The 20,801-nt window shown below is 71.2% G+C and carries 18 protein-coding genes; 7 read left to right on the top strand and 11 right to left on the bottom strand.

Features of this window, described 5'->3' with window-relative positions; translation table 11 throughout:
* The first annotated feature begins 361 nt into the window (after nt 1–361).
* Nucleotides 362–694 carry an MmcQ/YjbR family DNA-binding protein gene (locus tag WYO_RS18740; protein WP_007565394.1) on the top strand — a complete coding sequence of 111 codons (333 nt, stop codon included), beginning with the start codon at nt 362–364 and terminating at the stop codon, nt 692–694.
* A gap of 69 nt (nt 695–763) precedes the next feature.
* Here the strand turns inward: WYO_RS18740 and glmM are convergent, their stop codons facing one another.
* The 5 genes from glmM to ybgF form a co-directional block, all read right to left on the bottom strand.
* On the bottom strand, nt 764–2,107 hold the full coding sequence (glmM, locus tag WYO_RS18735; RefSeq protein ID WP_007565392.1) for a phosphoglucosamine mutase: 1,344 nt from the start codon (nt 2,105–2,107) through the stop codon (nt 764–766).
* A 134-nt stretch (nt 2,108–2,241) separates the two neighbouring features.
* Nucleotides 2,242–2,988 carry a sulfite exporter TauE/SafE family protein gene (locus WYO_RS18730; RefSeq protein ID WP_007565390.1) on the bottom strand — a complete coding sequence of 249 codons (747 nt, stop codon included), beginning with the start codon at nt 2,986–2,988 and terminating at the stop codon, nt 2,242–2,244.
* Between the two features lie 348 nt (nt 2,989–3,336).
* Nucleotides 3,337–5,259 carry an ATP-dependent zinc metalloprotease FtsH gene (gene ftsH, locus WYO_RS18725; RefSeq protein WP_007565388.1) on the bottom strand — a complete coding sequence of 641 codons (1,923 nt, stop codon included), beginning with the start codon at nt 5,257–5,259 and terminating at the stop codon, nt 3,337–3,339.
* A 147-nt stretch (nt 5,260–5,406) separates the two neighbouring features.
* Entirely contained in the window at nt 5,407–6,417 is a 1,011-nt protein-coding gene (gene tilS / locus WYO_RS18720; protein ID WP_007565385.1) for a tRNA lysidine(34) synthetase TilS, read from the bottom strand.
* A 120-nt stretch (nt 6,418–6,537) separates the two neighbouring features.
* Entirely contained in the window at nt 6,538–7,539 is a 1,002-nt protein-coding gene (gene ybgF / locus WYO_RS18715; RefSeq protein WP_007565383.1) for a tol-pal system protein YbgF, read from the bottom strand.
* 244 nt (nt 7,540–7,783) lie between these two features.
* On the opposite strand from ybgF, the gene WYO_RS18710 reads away from it, so the two are divergent.
* Nucleotides 7,784–8,800, top strand: a complete 1,017-nt coding sequence (locus WYO_RS18710; RefSeq protein WP_007565381.1) for a methyltransferase domain-containing protein — start codon at nt 7,784–7,786, stop codon at nt 8,798–8,800.
* Between the two features lie 61 nt (nt 8,801–8,861).
* On the opposite strand, the gene pal is transcribed toward WYO_RS18710, so the two are convergent.
* A complete protein-coding gene (gene pal, locus WYO_RS18705) occupies nt 8,862–9,356 on the bottom strand; it encodes a peptidoglycan-associated lipoprotein Pal (RefSeq protein ID WP_007565379.1) in 495 nt (164 codons plus the stop codon).
* 347 nt (nt 9,357–9,703) lie between these two features.
* Here pal and WYO_RS18700 point away from each other — a divergent pair, with 347 nt between their 5' ends.
* Nucleotides 9,704–10,096, top strand: coding sequence for a response regulator (locus WYO_RS18700; protein WP_007565378.1), 393 nt, complete (start codon nt 9,704–9,706; stop codon nt 10,094–10,096).
* A gap of 11 nt (nt 10,097–10,107) precedes the next feature.
* Here WYO_RS18700 and WYO_RS18695 read toward each other — a convergent pair whose 3' ends face one another.
* A complete protein-coding gene (locus WYO_RS18695) occupies nt 10,108–11,175 on the bottom strand; it encodes a WcbI family polysaccharide biosynthesis putative acetyltransferase (protein ID WP_007565376.1) in 1,068 nt (355 codons plus the stop codon).
* A gap of 40 nt (nt 11,176–11,215) precedes the next feature.
* Between WYO_RS18695 and WYO_RS18690 the strand changes: the two genes are divergently transcribed.
* The gene (locus tag WYO_RS18690) at nt 11,216–12,283 is read left to right on the top strand and encodes a GSCFA domain-containing protein (protein WP_007565374.1); all 1,068 of its coding nucleotides are present in this window, start codon (nt 11,216–11,218) and stop codon (nt 12,281–12,283) included.
* 31 nt (nt 12,284–12,314) lie between these two features.
* Here the strand turns inward: WYO_RS18690 and WYO_RS18685 are convergent, their stop codons facing one another.
* Both WYO_RS18685 and WYO_RS18680 read right to left on the bottom strand, forming a co-directional pair.
* Entirely contained in the window at nt 12,315–12,707 is a 393-nt protein-coding gene (locus WYO_RS18685) for a DUF5615 family PIN-like protein (RefSeq protein ID WP_007565372.1), read from the bottom strand.
* Entirely contained in the window at nt 12,704–13,417 is a 714-nt protein-coding gene (locus WYO_RS18680; RefSeq protein ID WP_007565370.1) for a hypothetical protein, read from the bottom strand. The genes WYO_RS18685 and WYO_RS18680 overlap by 4 nt, the downstream gene beginning before the upstream one ends.
* A gap of 139 nt (nt 13,418–13,556) precedes the next feature.
* On the opposite strand from WYO_RS18680, the gene WYO_RS18675 reads away from it, so the two are divergent.
* Entirely contained in the window at nt 13,557–14,156 is a 600-nt protein-coding gene (locus tag WYO_RS18675) for a nitroreductase family protein (protein WP_007565368.1), read from the top strand.
* A gap of 99 nt (nt 14,157–14,255) precedes the next feature.
* Entirely contained in the window at nt 14,256–15,026 is a 771-nt protein-coding gene (locus WYO_RS18670) for an SHOCT domain-containing protein (protein WP_007565366.1), read from the top strand.
* Between the two features lie 214 nt (nt 15,027–15,240).
* Here the strand turns inward: WYO_RS18670 and WYO_RS18665 are convergent, their stop codons facing one another.
* Entirely contained in the window at nt 15,241–16,266 is a 1,026-nt protein-coding gene (locus WYO_RS18665) for a KpsF/GutQ family sugar-phosphate isomerase (RefSeq protein WP_007565364.1), read from the bottom strand.
* A 211-nt stretch (nt 16,267–16,477) separates the two neighbouring features.
* Between WYO_RS18665 and WYO_RS18660 the strand changes: the two genes are divergently transcribed.
* Entirely contained in the window at nt 16,478–17,920 is a 1,443-nt protein-coding gene (locus tag WYO_RS18660) for an FAD-linked oxidase C-terminal domain-containing protein (RefSeq protein WP_007565362.1), read from the top strand.
* A 74-nt stretch (nt 17,921–17,994) separates the two neighbouring features.
* Here WYO_RS18660 and WYO_RS18655 read toward each other — a convergent pair whose 3' ends face one another.
* A complete protein-coding gene (locus WYO_RS18655) occupies nt 17,995–20,763 on the bottom strand; it encodes an EAL domain-containing protein (protein ID WP_007565360.1) in 2,769 nt (922 codons plus the stop codon).
* Nucleotides 20,764–20,801 lie beyond the last annotated feature (38 nt).

The following is a 20,801-nucleotide window of genomic DNA, read 5'->3' as shown; positions in this document are numbered from 1 at the left end:
TTTCAAGCAGAAGACGGCATACGAGATACATCGGTGACTGGAGTTCAGCAGGTCCGCAGCAGCGGCTAGGCAGGGCGCGCCGACGCTCGCCGCGAGCGTCAGGCTACGCACCAAAGCGTTCAGCTTGGAGCGGGCCATAAGGATTCCTTCACTGGACTCGTGTGCCGGAAGCTTGACATGCCGGCTCTGATGACGAGGCGAAGGATGGATCGAACGTCTTAAATCCGGCTTAACGTTAAATGTTAGCCTTGCCGGGCGCTTACAGCCTGGACAAGCCACAGCTCAGCAAAGGATTCGCCAGTCTTGGTCGCAGCACCCGGCACGATCGCGACACCCTTCGCCCGCGCGCCGGGCTGAGCCGGTGCTGCCCGAGGACGTGCGCGCCCTGGCGCTGATGCTGCCCGAGACGGTGGCGGGCGCCCATCGCGGCAACCCGGATTTCCGCGTCGGCGGTCGGGTGTTCGCGACCCTGTGGGTCGAGGAGGACCGGGTCGTGCTGCGCCTGGCGCCCGCCGACCAGGCCGAATTGTGCGAGGCCGAGCCGGACCTGTTCACGCCGCTCGACGGCGCCTGGGGCCGGCGCGGCTGGACCAATCTCGACCTCGACCCGTGCGAGGAGGAGACCCTGCGCGCCGCCCTGCTGGCGGCCTGGCGGTTCACCGCACCGGCGATCCTGCGCGCCGCCTACGCGTGAGCGGTGAGCCCTCAGGGGCTCCGCCCCTGAACCCCGCCGAAGGGCCGCGGGCCCTTCGGGATCCCCGCCTCAGGCCGCGACCTTGGTGACCGCCTCGACCACCTCGTCGACCACCTCGTTGACGAGGCCGCGGTCGTCGCCCTCGGCCATCACGCGGATCACCGGCTCGGTGCCGGAGGGGCGGATCACCAGGCGGCCGCCATTGCCCAGGCGGGCGCGGGCCTGGGCGATCGCGCTGACCACGCTGTCCTGACTCAGCGGCTCGCCGGCCCGGTAGCGGACGTTCTTGAGGATCTGCGGCAGCGGGTCGAAGCAGTGGCAGACCTCGCTCACCGGCCGGCCCTGGCGCTGCACCACGCTGAGCAGCTGCAGCGCCGCCACAAGGCCGTCGCCCGTGGTGGTGTAGTCCGACATGATGATGTGGCCGGATTGCTCGCCGCCGAGATTGTAGCCGTGCTCGCGCATGTGCTCGAGCACGTAGCGGTCGCCCACCGCCGTGCGGGCCAACGTCAGGCCGAGGCCGCCGAGGAAGCGCTCCAGGCCGAGATTGGACATGATCGTCGCCACCAGCCCCGGCTGGGTGAGCCGCTCGTCCTCCTGCCAGGAGCGCGCGACCACGGCCATCAGCTGGTCGCCATCGACCACGTGGCCCTTCTCGTCGACGATCAGCACCCGGTCGGCGTCGCCGTCCAGCGCGATGCCGATATCGGCCCGGCGCTCGCGCACCTTGGCGACCAAGGCCGCCGGGGCGGTGGAGCCGACATCCCGGTTGATGTTGAACCCGTCCGGCTCGGTACCGATGGCGATCACCTCGGCGCCGAGCTCCCACAGGGTTTCGGGGGCGACCCGGTAGGCGGCGCCGTTGGCGCAATCGACCACCACCCGCAGACCGTCCAGCGTCACGTGCCGGGGCAGGGTGCGCTTGGCGAACTCGATGTAGCGGGCATGCACGCTCTCGATGCGCTTGGCCCGGCCGAGATCGGCGGAGCCCGCCAGCTTCGTGTGCAGCTCGGCGTCGATCAGCTCCTCGATCTCATGCTCGATCGTGTCGTTGAGCTTGAACCCGTCGGGGCCGAACAGCTTGATGCCGTTATCCTCGAAGGCGTTGTGCGAGGCCGAGATCATCACCCCGATATCGGCCCGCATCGAGCGGGTCAGCATCGCCACCGCGGGGGTCGGCACCGGGCCGAGCAGCAGCACGTCCATGCCCACCGAGGTGAAGCCCGCCACCAGGGCGGTCTCGATCATGTAGCCGGACAGGCGGGTATCCTTGCCGATCACCACCCGGTGGCGGTGATCGCCGCGCTGGAACACCAGGCCCGCCGCCTGCCCGACCTTGAGGGCGAGTTCCGGGGTGATCACCCCGTTGGCCCGGCCCCGGATGCCGTCGGTTCCGAAATACTTGCGCGCCATCAGGATCTCCGGTGCCGGGCCTCTCGCCCGGCCAACGCGGCGACAGAGTAGCCCGACAGAACTTAGCAGATTGGATTGCCCCGGGTGCTCCCCGACAAAGACGGTCGAAATGCGGCGTGACCCCGGGTGGGGCGCTACAGCACCCGCGGGAGTGCCGCCGCCAGCAGCGTGATCCCGGAGATCGTCAGGAGGCCGAGCACCACCCGGCGGAAGGCCGTCTCGCTCAGGCCGACATAGACCCGGGTGCCCAGCAGGACCGGGATCAGCATGGCGGGCAGCACCACGGCCAGCATCGGCAGCGCCGTGCGGGTCACGAGGCCCGAGCCGAGATAGACGAGCATCGTGACGGTCAGCATCGTCAGGTTGAAGTTCTGGATGATCGTGCGCTGCACGTCGCGCTCGTAGCCGCGCAGCACGCACCACAGGGTCGGCAGCGTGCCGGTGAAGCCGCCGAGCCCGCCGAGCATGCCGCCGCTCATGCCGACGACGGCGTCCGCCAGCCGCCCGCCCGTGGTGATCCGCGGCAGGTCCTTGGCGAGCAGCATGGCCGGGCACCAGACCACCAGCAGGGTGCCGAGCACCACCTTGAACCAGTCGGCATTGAGGTGCGGCAGCAGGAACACGCCCAGCGGAATGCCGGCGAGCCCGCCCAGCACGAACGGGGCGAGGCGGGCCCGGTCGAAGCCCCGCCGGACCGTGACGGCGGCCACGACCTGGCCGGTGAGCGACCCGGCCACCGCCAGGACGGCGGCGAGCTGCGGATCGATCACCCAGGCCCAGAACGACAGGGCCACCAGCCCAAAGGCGAAGCCCGACAGCCCCTGCACGAAGCCGGCGACCGCGGCTCCGAGGCCGACGACGAGATACACGGACAACGTCATCGGGTGCGCGGCTCGGAAGATTCCCGTCCCGGTCTTTCCGATTCGCCCGCTGGTGCCGAGCCTTCGGCCAAGCTTCCGGGGGGCGTTCACGGACAGGCGGGGCGGATTGTCATGCAGGGCGGCCCAGGGCGGTCAGTCCGGATCTGCCACGCGCCTTCCCTCCACGGCGCTCCATGGTGGTCACACATCGGTCGGCGCGGATCGCGATGTGCCCCCTCTCCCGTGCGGAAGCGGGGACCCGCGCCATATCCGGCGCTGTGACATCAGATCATCGCGCAACGGGCCCGGCGCGGAAAACCCAACGAAAAAGGGCGCCTCGCGGCGCCCTTCTCATCATTCCATTCCGGCTCAGGCCTGCGGCTGAGGCTCCAGGCCGCCGTCGCTCTCCTTCGGCCGGCCGCGGCCGGCGGAGGGGACCGAGGAGCCCCGGGCCGGGGTCGGAGGCACGTCGCCGCCGTCGCGGATCGGGGGCTGGCCGCGCAGGAGGTTGCGGATCTCGTCGCCCGAGAGCGTCTCGTATTCGAGCAGCCCCTGGGCCAGGGCTTCCAGATCGTCCTTGTGCTCGGCCAGGATGCGACGGGCCTCCTCCAGGCCGGTCTCGACCAGGCGGCGGACCTCGGCGTCGATCTTCTGGGCGGTCGACTCGGAGACCGATTGCTGCCGGCCCATCGACATGCCGAGGAAGACCTCGTCGTTGTTCTCGCCGTAGGCCACGGTGCCGAGCTCGGGCGAGAAGCCCCAGCGGGTCACCATCATCTTGGCGAGGCGGGTCGCCTGCTCGATGTCCGACTGGGCACCCGAGGTCACCTTGTCCCGGCCGAAGGTCATCTCCTCGGCGATGCGGCCGCCCATCATGATCGCCAGCCGCGAGGTCATCTGCTCGAAGCTCATGGAGAGCTTGTCGCGCTCGGGCAGCTGCATGACCATGCCGAGCGCACGACCGCGCGGGATGATGGTCGCCTTGTGCACCGGGTCGGTGGCCGGGACGTTCAGCGCCACGATGGCGTGGCCGCCCTCGTGATAGGCGGTGAGCCGCTTCTCGTCCTCGGTCATGACCAGGGTCCGCCGCTCGGCGCCCATCATGACCTTGTCCTTGGCGTCCTCGAACTCGTGCATCGTGACGATGCGCTTGCCGCGACGGGCCGCCAGCAGGGCCGACTCGTTGACGAGGTTCATCAGGTCGGCGCCGGAGAAGCCCGGGGTGCCGCGCGCGATGGTCTTGAGGTCGACATCGGGGGCCAGCGGCACCTTGCGGACATGGACCCGCAGGATGCGCTCGCGGCCGGTGACGTCCGGGTTCGGCACCATGATCTGGCGGTCGAACCGGCCCGGACGCAGCAGCGCCGGGTCGAGCACGTCGGGGCGGTTGGTCGCCGCGATGATGATGACGCCCTCGTTGGCCTCGAACCCGTCCATCTCAACGAGGAGCTGGTTCAGGGTCTGCTCGCGCTCGTCATTGCCGCCGCCCAGGCCGGCGCCGCGATGGCGGCCGACCGCGTCGATCTCGTCGATGAAGATGATGCAGGGCGCGTTCTTCTTGGCCTGCTCGAACATGTCGCGCACGCGGCTGGCGCCGACGCCCACGAACATCTCGACGAAGTCGGAGCCCGAGATGGTGAAGAACGGCACGTTGGCCTCGCCCGCGACCGCCCGGGCGATCAGAGTCTTACCGGTGCCGGGCGGGCCGACGAGCAGCACGCCGCGCGGGATCCGGCCGCCGAGCCGTTGGAATTTCTGGGGGTCGCGCAGGAACTCGACGATCTCCTGCAGATCCTCCTTGGCTTCCTCCACGCCCGCGACGTCGTCGAAGCTGACGCGCCCGTGGGCCTCGTTCAGGAGCTTGGCCTTCGACTTGCCGAAACCCATGGCGCGGCCGGCGCCGGACTGCATCTGGCGCGAGAGGAAGATCCAGGCGCCGATGAAGACGAGGATCGGCAGCCAGCTCACGAGCAGCTGGATGAACCAGGGGGTGTTGTCCGACGGCGGGCGGGCCGTGATCGTCACGCCCTTGCCCTGGAGCTTGGAGACCAGGCTCGGGTCGTTGGGCGCGTAGCTGGTGAAGTTGCCGCCCCCGACATAGGTGCCGGACACGTCCTGCCCGGAGATCACCACCGACTGGATCTTGCCGGCATCGGCGTCGTTGAGGAGCTGGCTGTAGGCGATCTCGCTGCCGCCGCCCCGGTGACCCGGGTTCTGGAACAGGGTCACGAGGGCCAGCACCAGCAGGAAGATGACGACCCACAAGGCAAAGTTGCGAAAATTCGGGTTCATCGATCGATCCTTGGTGCGTGCGGCCCCCTAGACGGACACATCGCGCGGCTTTGCCGGTCCATCCGTGCACACCTCGCCAATGTAGGCGGGGGGGCCTTCGTTGCCAAGTAAGCCGGTCCCCCCTGCGGCGAGGGGAACATCTGTTCTTCAATCCGCCGCCCTGGAACGCCGGGGCGGCGCAAGGGTGAGGGTCACGATACCGGCGGTATCGGCGGCGACCAGGATTCCCGCCAGGGTCCGCCGGATCGGCTCCCGGCGGCGCAGGGCCGGAAGCAGCGCGTCGAGCACCAGGGATTCCAGGCGCTCCAGGCGGCGCGGCCCGGCGCCGGCCCGGGTCAGGGCGGTATCGAGGCCGCGCAGGGCGAGGGCTTCCGGCAGGGCCGCCAGCGCGGCGCCGTCGAGGTGCAACGCCGCGGCGTCGGTATTCTTTGCCGGCAGAAGGGCCGCCGCGAGGGCCTGCTCGGCCGCGACCCGAAGGGCGTCGTCGTCCCGGGCGGCCCGTTCGGCGAGGCGCGCGAGCCGCGCCGGGCTCAGGCCCTCGCGCTCCAGGGCGGCCCAGGTGGCGCGCAGGCGCGCCCGGGCGAAGCGCGGATCGGCATTGGCCGGGTCGCGGACATGCGGGATGCCCCGGGCCACGCACCAGGCCGTCAGGGTCGCCTTCGGCAAGGCCAGGAACGGCCGCCCGAGGGTGATGCCGGGGGCGAGGGGGCGCTCGGTCCGCATGCCGGCGAGCCCGGCCGGTCCGCTGCCGGCGGCGAGCCGCATCAGCACGGTCTCGGCCTGGTCGTCCTGGGTGTGGCCGGTGAGCACGAGGCCGGCGCCGACCGCCTCGGCATGGGCGGCGAGCAGCCGATAGCGGGCGGCCCGGGCCGCATCCTGCAGGCCGGTGCCGGGCTTCGGGCCGGCCCAGGTCAGGACCGCGTGCGGCAGGCCGAGCGCCCGGGCCGCCCGGCCGACGCCCTCGGCCTCCGATCCGGAATCCGGGCGCAACCCGTGATCGACGGTGGCGACCTGCACAGAGGCGCCGAGCGCCGCGGCGGCGTGCATCAGCGCGCTCGAATCGGGCCCGCCCGAGACGGCGAGCAGCACGCCCCGGTCGGACCGGCCGAGCCAGGGCCCGAGGGCGCGGAGGACCGGATCGTCCGATGGACCAATCATGGATTCAAAAGGTCCGAGACCTTTTGCGGGTCCAGGGCAGAGCCCTGGTGTCGGGCACGCCCGAGAATCGGGGCTCCGCCCCGACACCCCGCCAAAGGGCTGAGCCCTTTGGGATCCCGGTCAGGCCGAGCAGCGGGCGCGCTTCTGCTCCCGGACGACGCCCTGGCGGACGGTGCTGCCGGCATTGGGGAACTTCCGGTCGAGCTCGGCCAAGGTCGCGCAGGCCTGCTCGCGGGCCCCGAGGGCGTTGAGCGTGACGCCGAGCTTCAGCATCGCGTCCGGCGCCTGGGACGAGCGGGCATAGTCGGTGGAGACCTTCAGGAACTGCTCGGCCGCCTCGCGGTTGCGGCCGCGGGCCAGGTAGCTCTCGCCCAGCCAGTAGGTCGCGCCGGCGACCCGGTTGTCGCGGGGATGCGACTGGATGAACTGGCGCAGGCCCATCTCGGCCTGCTCGTACTGCTTGGAGCGGACCAGCTCGACCGCGGCCTCGTAATCGGCGGCCGGGTCGCCGGTCCGGGTGGCGGCCACGCTCTCGGCCGGGCGGGTCGCCGGGACCGGGATCGCGCCGGTGCGGGCGGGCGGCCGCAGGTCCACCGGCTCGTCGTAGCCGGGGGCGGCGCCCTCGGCGTCGGGATCCTCGTCCTCGATCGCGGCCCGGGGCAGAGCCTGCGGCCGGGCCGGCACCGCCTCGGCGGCCTCCCGGGCCGGCAGGGGCGGGGAGGGCTGGGTGCTGCCGAGCGGCATCGGCGCCCCGGGGGCGCCGGGGGCCTGGGACGGGTCGAAGGCGTCGCCGCGCTTGCCCGGACGTCCGGCACCCGGATTGCCGCCATTGACCGCGCCGGCCGGAGCCGGCGCCGCCGAGGGAGCCGCCTTACCGCCGCCGCCCTTGCCCTCGTTCAGGCGAAACTCGACATCCTCCTGGAACTTGCGCAGCTGCTCTTTCAGCTGGCGGTTCTCATACTGGAGGGTCTCGATCTGCCCGGCCATGATCCGGGACTGGTTCTCAATGCGCCCGAGGCGCACCACCAGTTCCGAGGCGTCCTGCGCGGCGGCCGGATGGCCGAGGAGCAGGGCCCCGAGGATCGTCGTGAGCGCGAGGCGAGTGCGAAGACGGGCGGGCATGATGGGCTGCGGTCCGATGGAAGCGCGAGGCCCTATCAGATGCGCCGTTCCGCGGCAAAACTGCGGCGCCCTCCGGTCGGAGTCGGGGCCGCGCGCAGAGGTCCGGGCCGAACCGCAAGCCGCACGCCATCTTGGGCGCCTACGAGGTCGGTCCCTTCCGTGCTGCAGCGCGGGTTCTGCCCGGGGGTGCGCGACCGCGTCAGACGTCGGCGCGCCCCGGGCGGAAGCCGCCGAGGTCGCCGATTTGACCGATCCGTCTCCGCCTCTTCGCCAGCCGGTCCGCGATCCCCGCGCCGCGGAGGCGCCGCGGGATCGGGAGCTGCATCTCCTGGTCGGCCTCACCAAGGCGAGCAAGCTCATCGAGATCGGGCCGGCCCACAACCCGCTCGTGCCGCGCAGCGCCGGGTGGAACAGCTTCAGCCTCGACCACGCCACCCGTGCAGATCTGATCGCCAAATACGCCGGCGACCCGGCGGTGGACCCGACGCGGATCGAGGAGGTCGATTTCGTCTGGCACGGCGGATCGCTGACCGATGCCGTCCCGGCCGAGCACCACGGCACCTTCGACGGGTTCATCGCCAGCCACGTCATCGAGCATACGACGGATGTCGTCAGGTTCCTGCAGGCGGCCCGGACGCTCCTGCGGCCCGAGGGCGTCGTGGTCCTGGCCGTGCCGGACAAGCGCAAGTGCTTCGACTTCTACCGGAACCCGTCGACCACGGCCGACGCGATCCTGGCCTACGAGGAGAAGCGGGACCGGCACGATGTGCGCACGCATCTCGATTACGGCCTGCGGATCGCGAAGAAGGGCGGTTTCCCGGCCTGGTTCGAGAGCGACACCCAGCCGGCCGAACTCGTCTGCGGCATCGATGTGGCCTGGCAGATGCTCGGCTACCGCGACGTCCGCGACTACGTGGACGTCCATAACTGGGTGTTCGTGCCGGCGAGCTTCGAGCTGATGATGCTCGAACTCGGCCAGCTCGGGTTCCTCGACCTGCGGGTCGAGAGCCTGACCGAGATGCCGGACACCGAATTCCTCGTCCGGCTGCGGCCTGGAACGGATACGATCGATCCGGCGGAGAGCCAGCTGCGCCGCCGCGGGCTCCTGGAACGGATGCTGATCGAACTCGCCGATCAGACCCGGCAGATCGCGGGGAGCCCGCTCGCCGTGCCGCCCCCGGATTCGTCCCGGCCCGGGGCGGGCGCCCGATGGCGCCGCTGGCTCGCGGCCGGGCCTTGGCGCCGCCGCGTCGACCTTTGAAAGCCCGGTTTCCGGAGGGCGGCATACCCTCCGGGAACCGGATTCCGGCGGGATCGCCGCCTTAGGCGCCGGCGCCGCGGTCGAGCACGATCACCGCGCGGCGGTTCTGCGACCAGCACGAGATGTCGTTGCACACCGCCACCGGCCGCTCCTTGCCGTAGGAGACGGTGCGCATCCGGTTCGCCCCGATGCCCCGCGTGGCCAGGTAGTCGTTGACCGCCTGGGCCCGGCGGGCGCCCAGGGAGAAGTTGTACTCGCGGGTGCCGCGCTCGTCGGCATGGCCCTCGATGATGAAGGTGTAGCGCGGGTAGCGCTGCAGCCAGGCCGCCTGCTTGTCGAGGGTGGCGGTGGCGGTGGGCGTCAGATCGGTGGAATCCGATTCGAAGAAGACCCGGTCGCCGATATTGACGACGAAGTCCTGCGCGCTGCCCGGGGTCGCGGCGCCGGCCCCGAAGGCGGAGGCGTCAGCGAGATCCTTGTCGTTGCTGCAGGCGCCGAGCCCGAGGGCGGCGCAGACAGCGAGGCCGAGGGCGAGTGCGCGGAAACGCTGGGGCATGATCGTTCAACTCCTCGAGCGGTGCCGAAGGCCGGCTGCTGGTCTTCGAGGCGGGTCCGCGTAGTCCTGAGCGCCGGTGATAGGCGCGGATGGTTAAGCGACGGTTCCGACCGGCGCCGCGGAGCCTCCTGCGAGTCTCGGCCGGTCGGCGGCGTGCGCTGCCGCACGCAGGAGGATGCTGACGCGCCCGGATTGCGGCACCGCCGGGGCGGAGGCGCAAGCGCGGCCATTTCCGCCCCGCCGGTTGCCGCGATGCAACAGGGCCGGATACCGCTTTCGAGGCCGCTTTAAGGGATCCTCAACCCTGTGGGTTCTTGATTCACCCAATCGATCCGCGGACCGCCCCCATGCCCCCCGCCCAGTGCGTCCTCATCGTCGAGGATAGCTACCTGCTCCTCGAGATCATCGCGAGCCTGTGCGAGACGCAGGGCATCCGGGTGATCGAGGCCTCCACGGGCGAGGCGGCGCTGACGCTGCTGCGGGCGCGGGGCGCCGAGATCGACTGGCTGTTCACCGACATCCACCTGCCCGGGCTGATCGACGGCTGGACCGTGGCCCACGCCTTCCGGGCGATCCATGCCGACCGGCCGGTGGTCTACACCTCGACGGATTCGAGCGGCGGACGGGGCGTCCCGGGCAGCCTGTTCCTGCGCAAGCCGTTCCAGGTGCAGGCGGTCAACCGCCTGGTGCGGATGATGGTCGAGGGCCTGAGCGACGCGCCCCTGTGCGCGGCAATCTGAGCGGGTCTCGCCTATCCGGCCCGGAGCAGGGCGACGATCTCGGGCGCGGCGAGCCACGCATCCACCCGCTGGCAGGCGAGGTCGCCGACCGGCATCGCGTCGTAGATCGCGAAGCTCGCCGCGATGAAGCCCGGCAGGTCGTAGAGCTTCGGGAAATCGTCGCCCCGGGGCTTCATCTTGAACAGGAACGAGCCGGTCAGCCCGAAATGCTCGGCGATCGGCGGGTAGAGCGGCCAGACCACGTCCTGGGCCAGCTCGTCGCCGAGATAATCCTCGACCTCCACGGGCTCGGGCCGAATCCCGCTCTCCAGCAGCAGCCGCCGGGCGATGTCGCCGATGACGAAGGCCTTGGGGTGGTTCATCACGTGCATGAAGGCGCCCCGGCGGGCCCAGCGGGTCACCTCCCGGTCCAGGCCGAAGCCCAGGGCGGACGCGGACGCGACCAGCTCGTGGACGGCCGGATCCCAATGGTCGAGATAACCGAGCCGCCGGAACACGTCCTCGCGGAACAGGGCGGCGGTGCGCCCGGCATCGAGGCCGAGCCGGTGGGCGCAGAGGACGATCGCCGAGTGGTACTGCCCCATCGGCGAGGGCGCGAGCTTGAGCGCGGCGAGGTCCGAGGCTTGGCCGACATAGACCATGTCGGGATGGAAGGCCGAGAATACGATCGACGGGAACAGCTTGAGCCGCGGGTCGGCCGCCCGCAGGGTCGCGATATCGCCCCCCGGGATCAGCCCGGCCGGGAAGGCCTGCGAGAAGACGTGGTCGTGGGAGCGCAGCGTCCGGATCAGGCCGTCGACATGGCCGTGGTCGCGCTTGAGCGAGCCCATGGGCAGGTAGCGCACGGGGCTCTTCGGCGCGAGCAGGCGCATCGCCTGGGCGATCCCCCGGGCCTGGCAATTGCCCAGCACCGCGATGGCCGGTCCGTCGCGCGTCGTGGCGGCGCGCGCGCGGTTTCGCCATGGTGTCGCCCAGGTAGGCGCCCAACTGGGTGTCGACAGGGAAAACGCGCTGCGGGCGCGCCGGGGCAGATCGTTCAGGGCCACGTCGCGTGCCGGTGTCAGCGGACGGCTCAGCATCCCCGAGGGCGCTCGCCGTCGTGAAGAAGAGGGTTCGAAGATGGCGTTGAATCCGTATACGGGTCTACCGGCCGAGCGATTCTGGCGCAAGGTCGTGACCAACGTGCCGCCCTTCGCGGTCAATCCGCACCCGAAGGACACGTTCGCGATCGGGCCGACCGACAAGGTTGCCACCGGCGGCTCCTGCTTCGCGCAGCGGGTGGCCGAGGCGGTGCGCGGCGCCGGCTTCAACTACTACCTGACCGAGCCGCCGCCCCCCGGCATGAGCACCGAGGAGGCCAATGCGCGCCAGTTCGGCACCTTCTCGGCCCGGTACGGCAATCTCTACTACACGCGCCAGTTCGTGCAGCTGTTCGACCGGGCCTACGGCCGCTTCGAGCCGGAGCTGAAGGCGTGGCTGCGCGACGACGGCCGCTACGTCGACCCGTTCCGCCCCACCGTCGAGCCGGCGGGCTTCGCCAGCGAGGCCGAGGTGGTCGCGGCCCGCGACGCGCATCTGGCCGAGGTGCGCCGCCTGTTCGAGACCCTGGACGTGTTCGTGCTGACGCTGGGCCTCACCGAGGGCTGGCGCTGGCGGGCCGACGGCGCGGCGCTGCCGCTTGCCCCCGGGGTCGCAGGCGGCACCTTCGATCCGGAACTCTACGAGTGCGTCAATGCCGGCGCGGGCGAGGTGCTTGGCGACCTCAACGGCTTCCTGGACCGGCTCTGGAGCGTGAACCCCAAGGCCCGGGTGATCTTCACGGTCTCGCCGGTGCCGATGATCGCGACCTACATGGACCGGCACGTGATGGAGTCGAACAGCTACTCCAAATCGGTGCTGCGTGTGGCCGCCGGCGAGGTGGTCGGCCGGGGCGATCCGCGGGCGGTGTATTTCCCCGCCTACGACATCGTCACGAGCAACGTGAATGCCGGGCGCTACTACAACGAGGACCAGCGGACCATCAACGACGCGGGCGTGCGCCACGTCATGCGGCTGTTCCTCTCGACCTTCGCGCGCGACCGCGCGGCGGCGGCCCCGACCCACGCCCCCGTGGACCTCGCGGCCGAGTTCGAGGGCAATGCCGGCGTGATCTGCGACGAGGAAGAGATCGAGCGCAGCGTGGCGTGACCGACCGCGCCGAGCATGCGGGCCGGCGCGCCTACAGGGTGCCGATCCGCGTGCTCGTCAGCGGAAGCTCGAACATCGATCCGGGCCTGGCCCGCTCGGCGAAGGTCTCGATCCCGCTCCAGAGGGCCAGGATGCGCTCCGCCTGCTTGACCAGGGGCGCCTTGCAGAGGCCTGCCGACAGGAAGAAGCCGGTCAGCCGCGACGCCCGGAAAGCGTTGAACTCCGCCTTGTTCCTGCGGATACGGCGGTCCCCCGAGATAACCACCCAGCCGCCCTCGCGGCTCAGCTCGGAGATCCATTGCAGGTCCGTCACCCCGGGCCCGTAACGCTCGCGGATGTGGAGGATCTGATGCTCACCCGCGAACAGGGCCGCCAGGGCCCGGGCCAGGGCGGGCGAAAGGTTCTCGTCGACGACGACTTTCACGCCGCCTGGAGGGACGCTTCGAACCGCACGGCATCCCGGACCACGGCTACGGGAACCTCGTACAGGCGCGCCACCCGCTCGGTCGAGCCCTCGGCTGTGACGGCCTCGGCCAGGGCCACGGTCGGCACACCGGAGATGGCTGCGATCGGCTGGCCGAAGGCACGGCGCGGGTCGATGACGATCGAATCCCGACCCTGAAACGGCCGCCAGCGGACGACGATGTCACCCTCGATGTCGAGATCGCGAAACGTCTGCTCCAGGACCGCCCGGATGACGTATTGTCCGCGTGCCAGATCGATCACCTCGCTCTCGCCATCGGATTTCAGGCTTTCGAGGAAGATCGTGCGTCCGTCGGTCTTGAACCGGCGGGTTGAGAACGGCCGGGCATCCTGCACGGCCTCGCGCGCGGCTTCGAGGCAGCGGCGGATCACGCGCAGATCGACATTCTCGCGCACGAACGCCTGGACGAAGCGCAACTCGATCAGATCGCGGAAGCCGAGTTCCAGGTGATGATCGTTCGCCGGCAGTTCGGGCGTCCAGAGCGGCGGCATCCGCCCCGGACGGCCGCCGGAGGTGAACGCATAGCCCCCGAGCCAGCGGCTGATGGTCCGGGCCGGCAGGCGAATCAGCCGTGCAGCCTCGGGAACGGTGTAGAACCCGGTCCCCAGGGGAGCCGCCTCAAGGGCAGAACTGTCCGTACGCGCCGTCATCGCGGCGAGCGTACCCCGCTCGGAGGCGCTCCGCTACGGGCATGGCGGCCCGGCCGCACCCGGTTCGAGTTTGCCTTCGGCCGAGCGTTTCGGGCAGTGTCGGCGCCACCGAAGCGTAACCGTGCCGGAGTCGATCCCCGTGAGCCTGCCCCCGCCCCGCCAGCCCGACCACGCCATCGATCCGATCTTCGTGGCGCGGCACTCGCCCCGCGCCTTCACGGGCGAGGCGCTGCCCGAATCCGAGCTGCTCCGGATGATCGAGGCGGCGCGCTGGTCGCCCTCGGCGTACAATTCGCAGCCCTGGCGCTTCCTCTACGCCCTGCGGGGGGATGCCAACTGGGACACGTTCTTCGGCCTGCTGGTGCCCGGCAACCAGAAATGGGTCTCGGGCACCGGCGCGATCCTGTTCCTGGTCTCGAACGGGTTGATGAAGGTCGGCGACGAGCTGAAGCCGTCCTACAGCCACTCCTTCGACACCGGCACCGCCTCGCTGGCCTTCCAGCTCCAGGCGATCCACCAGGGCTGGCACGCCCACGGCATGACCGGGTTCGACCATGTCCGCGCCCCCGAGGTGCTGCGCCTGCCGGAGAACCACCGGGTCGAGGCCGCCTTCGCGGTGGGCCGCAAAGTCCCGGATGCCGAGCTCACCGAGGAGCAACGGCCCCGCGAGGCCCCGAACGGCCGCCGGCCGATCACCGATTTCCTCATCGCCGGCCCGTTCCCGCAATCCGACCGCTGACGCGGTCCGGAACCGGGGGTGCGACCGGGACTTGGTCGATATTGCCATCGCGCGGCGGGGCTGACGCATCCCCCGCCCCGCGCCGATCGGAGTTCGCCCATGGACCCGAAAGCCTCGGCCCCGCCCGGCGGCACGGCCGCCCCCGCGCCGTTCCTGGACGAGGGCGGGTTCGAGCACGCCTCGGGCCTGCAGAGCATCGCCGAGCGCCACGGGGTCAGCCTCGATGCGGTCCGCCATCTGGTCCAGGCCCTGGAGCGCGGGCACGGCACGATGGCGCAGTTCAACCATCCCGATCTCGGCGGGATGGGGCAGTGGTTCTCCGGCGGCATGGTGATGGTCGGCCGGATGTTCGACGACGGGCTGAAGGCGCGGGTCGACGCCCTCTGCACCGAACTCGCCGCGGCCCTGCCGGCGGGCGGGTTCTCGGACGCCACGCCCGAATCGCGGCGCGGCGGCGGCGATTGGTGGCCGGCCGGCCTCGGGCACCCCGCGAGCACCGGCGCGCAGGACGGGATGCGCTACGCCTATTTTCCCGAGACGCGACGGCTCGCGATCGATTCGGGGGCCGGCATCGCCCTCTACGATACCGGCGAGCACCACATCTCGGGGGTCTCGCAGGCGAACGGCAGCCTCGACCTCACCGGCCCGCGGGGTGTCGTCGCCCTCGACCGCCTGCGCCGCATCGAGGCGGAGACGGCCGCCCCCCGGCAGGTCGACCCGGCCGCCCCGTCTCAGCCGGTCGCGCCGGAGGCGTCATCCTCGGGTGACGTGCTGGCGACGATCGAGCGGCTGGCGGAGCTGCACGCCCGCGGCGTGCTCACCGAGCGGGAGTTTTCGGACAAGAAGGCGGAGCTGCTGGCGCGGCTGTGACGTTTCGGGCCGCAGGCCTGTCGCCCATCGCGCCTCCCATCACCCCCCTCATCCTGAGGTGCCCGGCGATCGAAGATCGTCGGGCCTCGAAGGAGCCTTCCATGAGTCGCTGCGATCCCTGGAGGGCCCCTTCGAGGCCCGCTGGCGCGGGCACCTCAGGATGAGGGGGGTGGATGGGAAGATCCTCGCTCGCGATCAGCGGGGCATCGACCGCTCAGGCGATGCCGGCGCGCAGCAGATCGTGGACGTGGACGATGCCCACCGGCCGGCCATCCGTGACCGCGAAGACCGCGGTGATCAGCCGGCGGTTCATGAGTTCGAGGGCCGCCTGGGCGAGCTTGTGCGGCTCCACGGTGATCGGGTCGCGCGTCATGATCGCCGAGACCGGTGTGTCGAGGATCTCGGGGCCCATGTGGCGGCGCAGGTCGCCGTCCGTGACGATGCCGACGAGGCGGCCGGCGCCGTCGGTGACGCCGACGCAGCCGTAGCGGCGCGCCGCGATCTCGATCAGCACCTCGGACATCAGCGCGGTCTCGTGGACCAGCGGCATGTCCTGCGGCCCGTGCATCACCTGCTGCACGGTCTTCAGCCGGGCCGCGAGCGTCCCGCCCGGATGGAGCGTGTGGAAGCGCGCCGAGGTGAAGCCGCGCCGCTCCAGCAGCGCCACCGCCAGGGCGTCGCCGAGCGCCAGCTGGATGAGGCTGGAGGAGGTGGGGGCGAGGTCGTGCGGGCAGGCCTCGCGGACCCGGGGCAGTTCCAGCAGCACGTCGGCGGCCTTGCCGAGCGTGCTGGCGCCGTTGCGCGTGATGGCGACCAGGGGAATCGAGAAGCGGCGGCTGAAGCCGACGAGGTCGGACAGCTCCGCGGTCTCCCCGGACCAGGACAGGGCGACGATCACGTCGTCGCGGGCGATCATGCCGAGATCGCCGTGGCTCGCCTCGGTGGGGTGGACGAAGAACGCATGGGTGCCCGTGGAGGCCAGCGTCGCGGCGATCTTGCGGCCGATATGCCCGCTCTTGCCGATGCCGCTGACAATCACCCGGCCCTTGCTCTGCAGGATGGTCTGGACCGCCTCCTCGAAGGCTACGCCGAGCCGGCCCTGGAACGCCGCGCTGGTCTCCTGCAGGGCGGCGATGCCCAGTTGCAGGCTGCGGATCCCGACATCGCGGGTGCTGGCGAGGTTCGTGGACGCCGAATCGTAGAGATCGTCGCGCAGGGCGCTGGAGGCGGGAGCGTTCATCGGTTCCGTTCTGGACCCGTCGGGCGGATCCGGCGCCCAAGGGGCTGCAAGGGGGCGATGCGAAGCAAGGCTCGCGACGCTAGGGAGCCGTCATGGTTGAAATGTGACGCCGGGACGACATGCCGCCCCTCTCTGTCCGCCCGGCGGTTGAAGGCAGGCCCCGGCGGGTCCATGCTCCCGGCACGCCAGATCAAGAGAGGGCCCGAGCCCCATGACCATCCGCTTCCCCGAGCCCGACCCAAAAATCCTCGCCCGGCGGGAGGCGATCCTGGCGGGCCTCGCGCCCCTGGTCGCCCCGGAGGCGCTGGTGACCAGCGAGGACGAGCGCCGGGCCTTCGAGACGGACGGCCTCACCGCCTACCGGCAGATGCCCCTGGCCGTGGTCCTGCCCTCGACCACCCAGGAGGTCGCGGCCGTGATGGCCTATTGCCACGCCCAGGGCGTGCGGGTGGTGCCGCGGGGCGCCGGCACCTCGCTCGCCGGCGGGGCGATCGCGCAGGGCGACGCGATCATCCTGGGGGTCGGCAAGATGACCCAGGTGCTCGACCTTGATTTCGAGAACCGCACCGCCCGGGTGCAGAGCGGGCTCACCAACCTGGCGATCTCGGGCGCCGTCGCCCATGAGGGCTTCTTCTACGCCCCCGACCCGTCGAGCCAGCTCGCCTGCACCATCGCGGGCAACATCGCGATGAATTCCGGCGGCGCGCATTGCCTGAAATACGGGGTGACCACCAACAACCTGCTGGGCGTCACCCTGGTGCTCAACGACGGCACCGTGGTGGAGGTCGGCGGCCAGCATCTCGACAGCCCGGGCTACGATCTCCTGGGCCTGATCTGCGGGTCGGAAGGGCAGCTCGGCATCGTCACCGAGGCGACGGTGCGGATCCTGCGGGCGGCCGAGGGCGCCCGGCCGGTGCTGGTCGGCTTCTCGAAGGTCGAGGATGCGGGCGATTGCGTCGCCGCGATCATCGCGGCCGGCATCATCCCGGTGGCGATCGAGTACATGGACCGCGAGGCGATCCTGATCACCGAGGATTTCGCGAAAGCCGGCTACCCGCGCGACGCCGAGGCGATGCTGATCATCGAGGTCGAGGGCTCGGATGCCGAGTGCGAGGCGATGCTGGCGCGCATCGAGGCGATCGCCGAGGATTTTCGACCAACCAGCCTGCGCGTGTCTCGCTCGGAGGCCGAATCCGCGGCGATCTGGAAGGGCCGCAAGTCCGCCTTCGGGGCCACGGGCCGGATCTCCGACTACATCTGCATGGACGGCACGATCCCGACCGGCCAGCTCGGGCCGGTGCTGGAGCGGATCGGGGCGATCTGCGCCGGGCACGGCCTGCGGGTGGCCAACGTGTTCCATGCCGGCGACGGCAACCTGCACCCGCTGATCCTGTTCGACATCAACAAGCCGGGCGAGTTGCAGAAGGCCGAGGCCGCTGGCGACGAGATCCTCAAGCTCTGCGTCGAGGTCGGCGGCTGCCTCACCGGCGAGCACGGCGTCGGCATCGAGAAGCGCGAGCTGATGCGCTTCCAGTACAGCCAGGCCGACCTGGAGCAGCAGATGCGGGTGAAGGCGGTGTTCGATCCCGACTGGATGCTCAACCCCGCCAAGGTTTTTCCGCTGGAGGGACGGCTGGAAGCCAAGGCAGCCTGAATTCGGGGATCCCAAAGGGCTCAGCCCTTTGGCGGGTCGTCAGGGCAGAGCCCTGATGACGCTCTGACTCTTTGTCAGGCCGCCACACCGTCGCGACTCTGCCCGACTTCCGGCGCCCGCAGGCTTCCCGAGGTGAGGGCGAGGATCGCGGCGAGGTCGGCCACCGGCGCGGGGCGGCCGAACAGGTTGCCCTGCAGCTCCTGGCAGCCTTCCTCGCGCAGGATCCGGGCCTGCTCGGGGGTCTCGACCCCCTCGGCCAGGACGTCGATCTTCAGGGCCCGTCCGAGCCAGACCATGGCCCGCAGGATCTCGACGCTGCCGCCGTCGCGCGCCAGCCCGCGCACGAAGCCGGGGTCGATCTTGAGCCGGTCGAACGGGAACCGGTGCAGGGTGCCGAGGCTCGAATACCCGGTCCCGAACGCGTCCATGGCGATCCGCACGCCCGCAGCGCGCAGCGCCCGCAGGACCGACAGGTTCGCGGCGTTGTCCTGCGACAGGACCGATTCCGTGATCTCGAGTTCGAGGCGTTCCGGGCGCAGGCCGCTCTCGGCGAGCGCCGCCCGCACATCCGCGTCGAGGCCCTCGCCGGCGAAGTGCAGGGGCGACAGGTTGACCGCGACCCTCACCGAGTCCGGCCAGGCGGCAGCGGCCCGGCAGGCGGCGGCGAGCATCCAGGCGCCCAGCGGCTTGATCAGCCCGACCTCCTCGGCCAGCGGGATGAACTCCGCCAGGCCGACATCGCCGTGCTCGGGGTGATGCCAGCGCGGCAGGGCCTCGAAGCCGTGCAGGGCCTGGCTGTGGGCCCCGACGATCGGCTGGAAGTGCAGCACGAACCGGCCTTCGGCCAAAGCGCGCCGCAGGTCGGTGCCGAGCTGGCGGCGGCGCTGGATCTCGACATCCATGGCCGGATCGAAGAAGCGCCAGGTGCCGCGCCCGGCGGCCTTGGCCTGGTACAGGGCGATGTCGCCCTGCCGCAGGAGCGTGGCGGCGGTGCCTGAGGCGTCGTCGGCGCTCGCGATGCCGATGCTGGTGCCAATCGCGAGCGTGTGGCCGTTCACCGTGATGGGGGCCTCGAGCGCCGCTACGAGGCTCCGGGCCAGGCGCGCCGCATCCGCCGGCAGGGCGGCCATGCCGAGGACGATGGCGAACTCGTCGCCGCCGAGCCGGGCCACGAGGTCGTCGGCCGCCACCGTCGCGGCGAACCGGGCCGCCACCGCGCAGAGCAGCGCGTCGCCGACCGGATGCCCGTGGGTGTCGTTGACGGTCTTGAACCCGTCGAGATCGAGGCACAGCACCGTGGCCGGGGCGCGGGGGTCGCAGCGGGCGAGCGCGGCATCCATGCGCTCCTTCAGGACGAGGCGGTTCGGCAGGCCCGTGAGCGCGTCGTGCCGGGCCATATGGGCGACCCGGGCCTCGCTGCGGCGGCGCTCGGTGACGTCCTCGTGGGTGCAGAGCCAGCCGCCGCCGGGGATCGGCGCGTGGACTACGTTGACCGCCCGGCCGTCGGCGAAATCGCAGGTCAGCGAGACCGGATGGCCCTGCGCGGCGGTGTGCTCGCAGGCCGCCACCAGGGCCGCGGCGGCTGCCGGGCCGAGGCCGCGCTCGGGGTCTTCCAGATGGGCGAGGAGGGCGGGCAGCGCGGTCCCGGGCCGACGCAGGGCCTCGGGCACCGCGTACATCCGCGCGAAGCGCGCGTTCATGACGATGAGGGCGGCGTCCCGGTCGAACAGGCACAGGCCCTGGACCATGTTGTCGAGGGCGATGCCGAACCGGGCATCCTGGACGCGCAGAGCCCGCTCGCCGCGCTCGCGCGCCTCGGCCGCCGCCCGGGCCGCCTCGGACTGGGCGAGCTGCGCCTGTGCGCGGGCCCGCCGGCGGCCGAGCAGGACCAGCCCGAGCAGGCCGAGATCGAGCAGGAGCGTCGCGGCGCCCACGATGGCCGCCTGCTGGCGCACGGCCGCCAGGCAGGCCGCGGCGGTGCGGCTGACGCTGAGGATCAGCGGATAAGTCTTCAGGGCGCGGGCGGCCACGAGCCGGTCCTGGCCGTCGATCGGGCTGACGGTGCGCGTGACGCCGCCGAGGGCGGGGCTTGCGGAGATCAGGGTCGCGCCGGCCTGGGAGAAGATCCGGCCGATCGTCCCCGGGAAGTGCGGGTGCCGGACCAGCAGCATGCCGTCGTTGCGGAACAGCGACACGACGGCGTCGTCCGCCGGCGAGATCCGGTCGTACAGGCCCTCGAAATAGCCGAGCTCGACCGCGCCCAGGACCAGGCCGAGGAAGGTGCCGTCCGGGGCCGCGACCTTCCGGGCGATGTAGATCGTCATGGCGCCGTCGCCCCGGTTGGAGACCGGACGGCCGACGTAGCGCTGCAGGCTCGGCTCGGAGGAGAGCGCCTTGAAGTAGTCCCGGTCGGCGATGTTGACCGTCGGGATCGGCCAGTAGCGGCTGAAATTGAGCAGCTGTCCGCGCGCATCGACCAGCGTGATGGCGTTGGCCTGCGGCAGCGCCGCGATCCAGGTCCGCAGGGCCGCGTGCATGGCCGGCCGGGAGGCCACCTCGGCATATTGGTCGGCGCTGCGGATCCCCGCGGTCCGGAACTCGGCCAGGACGGCATCCTGGACGAGCTCGATCGCCTGCAGGGCCCGGTCCGCCTGGTCGGCCAGGATCGTGGCGAGGCCGCCGAGGCTGCGCTCGTTGTCCTCGACCGCGCGGGTTTCCAGGTGGACGATGAACAGGACGGCCGAGCCGGTGATGACCAGGGCGAGGCCGAGGGCCGCCCAGGCCCGCAGATCGAGCGCGTGCCGCCCGCCCATGCGCCGGCCCGCCCACGCGACGAACGGCATGATAGATTTCGAACCCACCTGACCACGCCCGAACAACG

The sequence above is a fragment of the Methylobacterium sp. GXF4 genome (assembly GCF_000272495.1).
Classification (GTDB): Bacteria; Pseudomonadota; Alphaproteobacteria; order Rhizobiales; family Beijerinckiaceae; genus Methylobacterium; species Methylobacterium brachiatum.
Note: the sequence above shows the minus strand (reverse complement) of the source record. Positions and strands in the feature narration are given on the sequence as shown.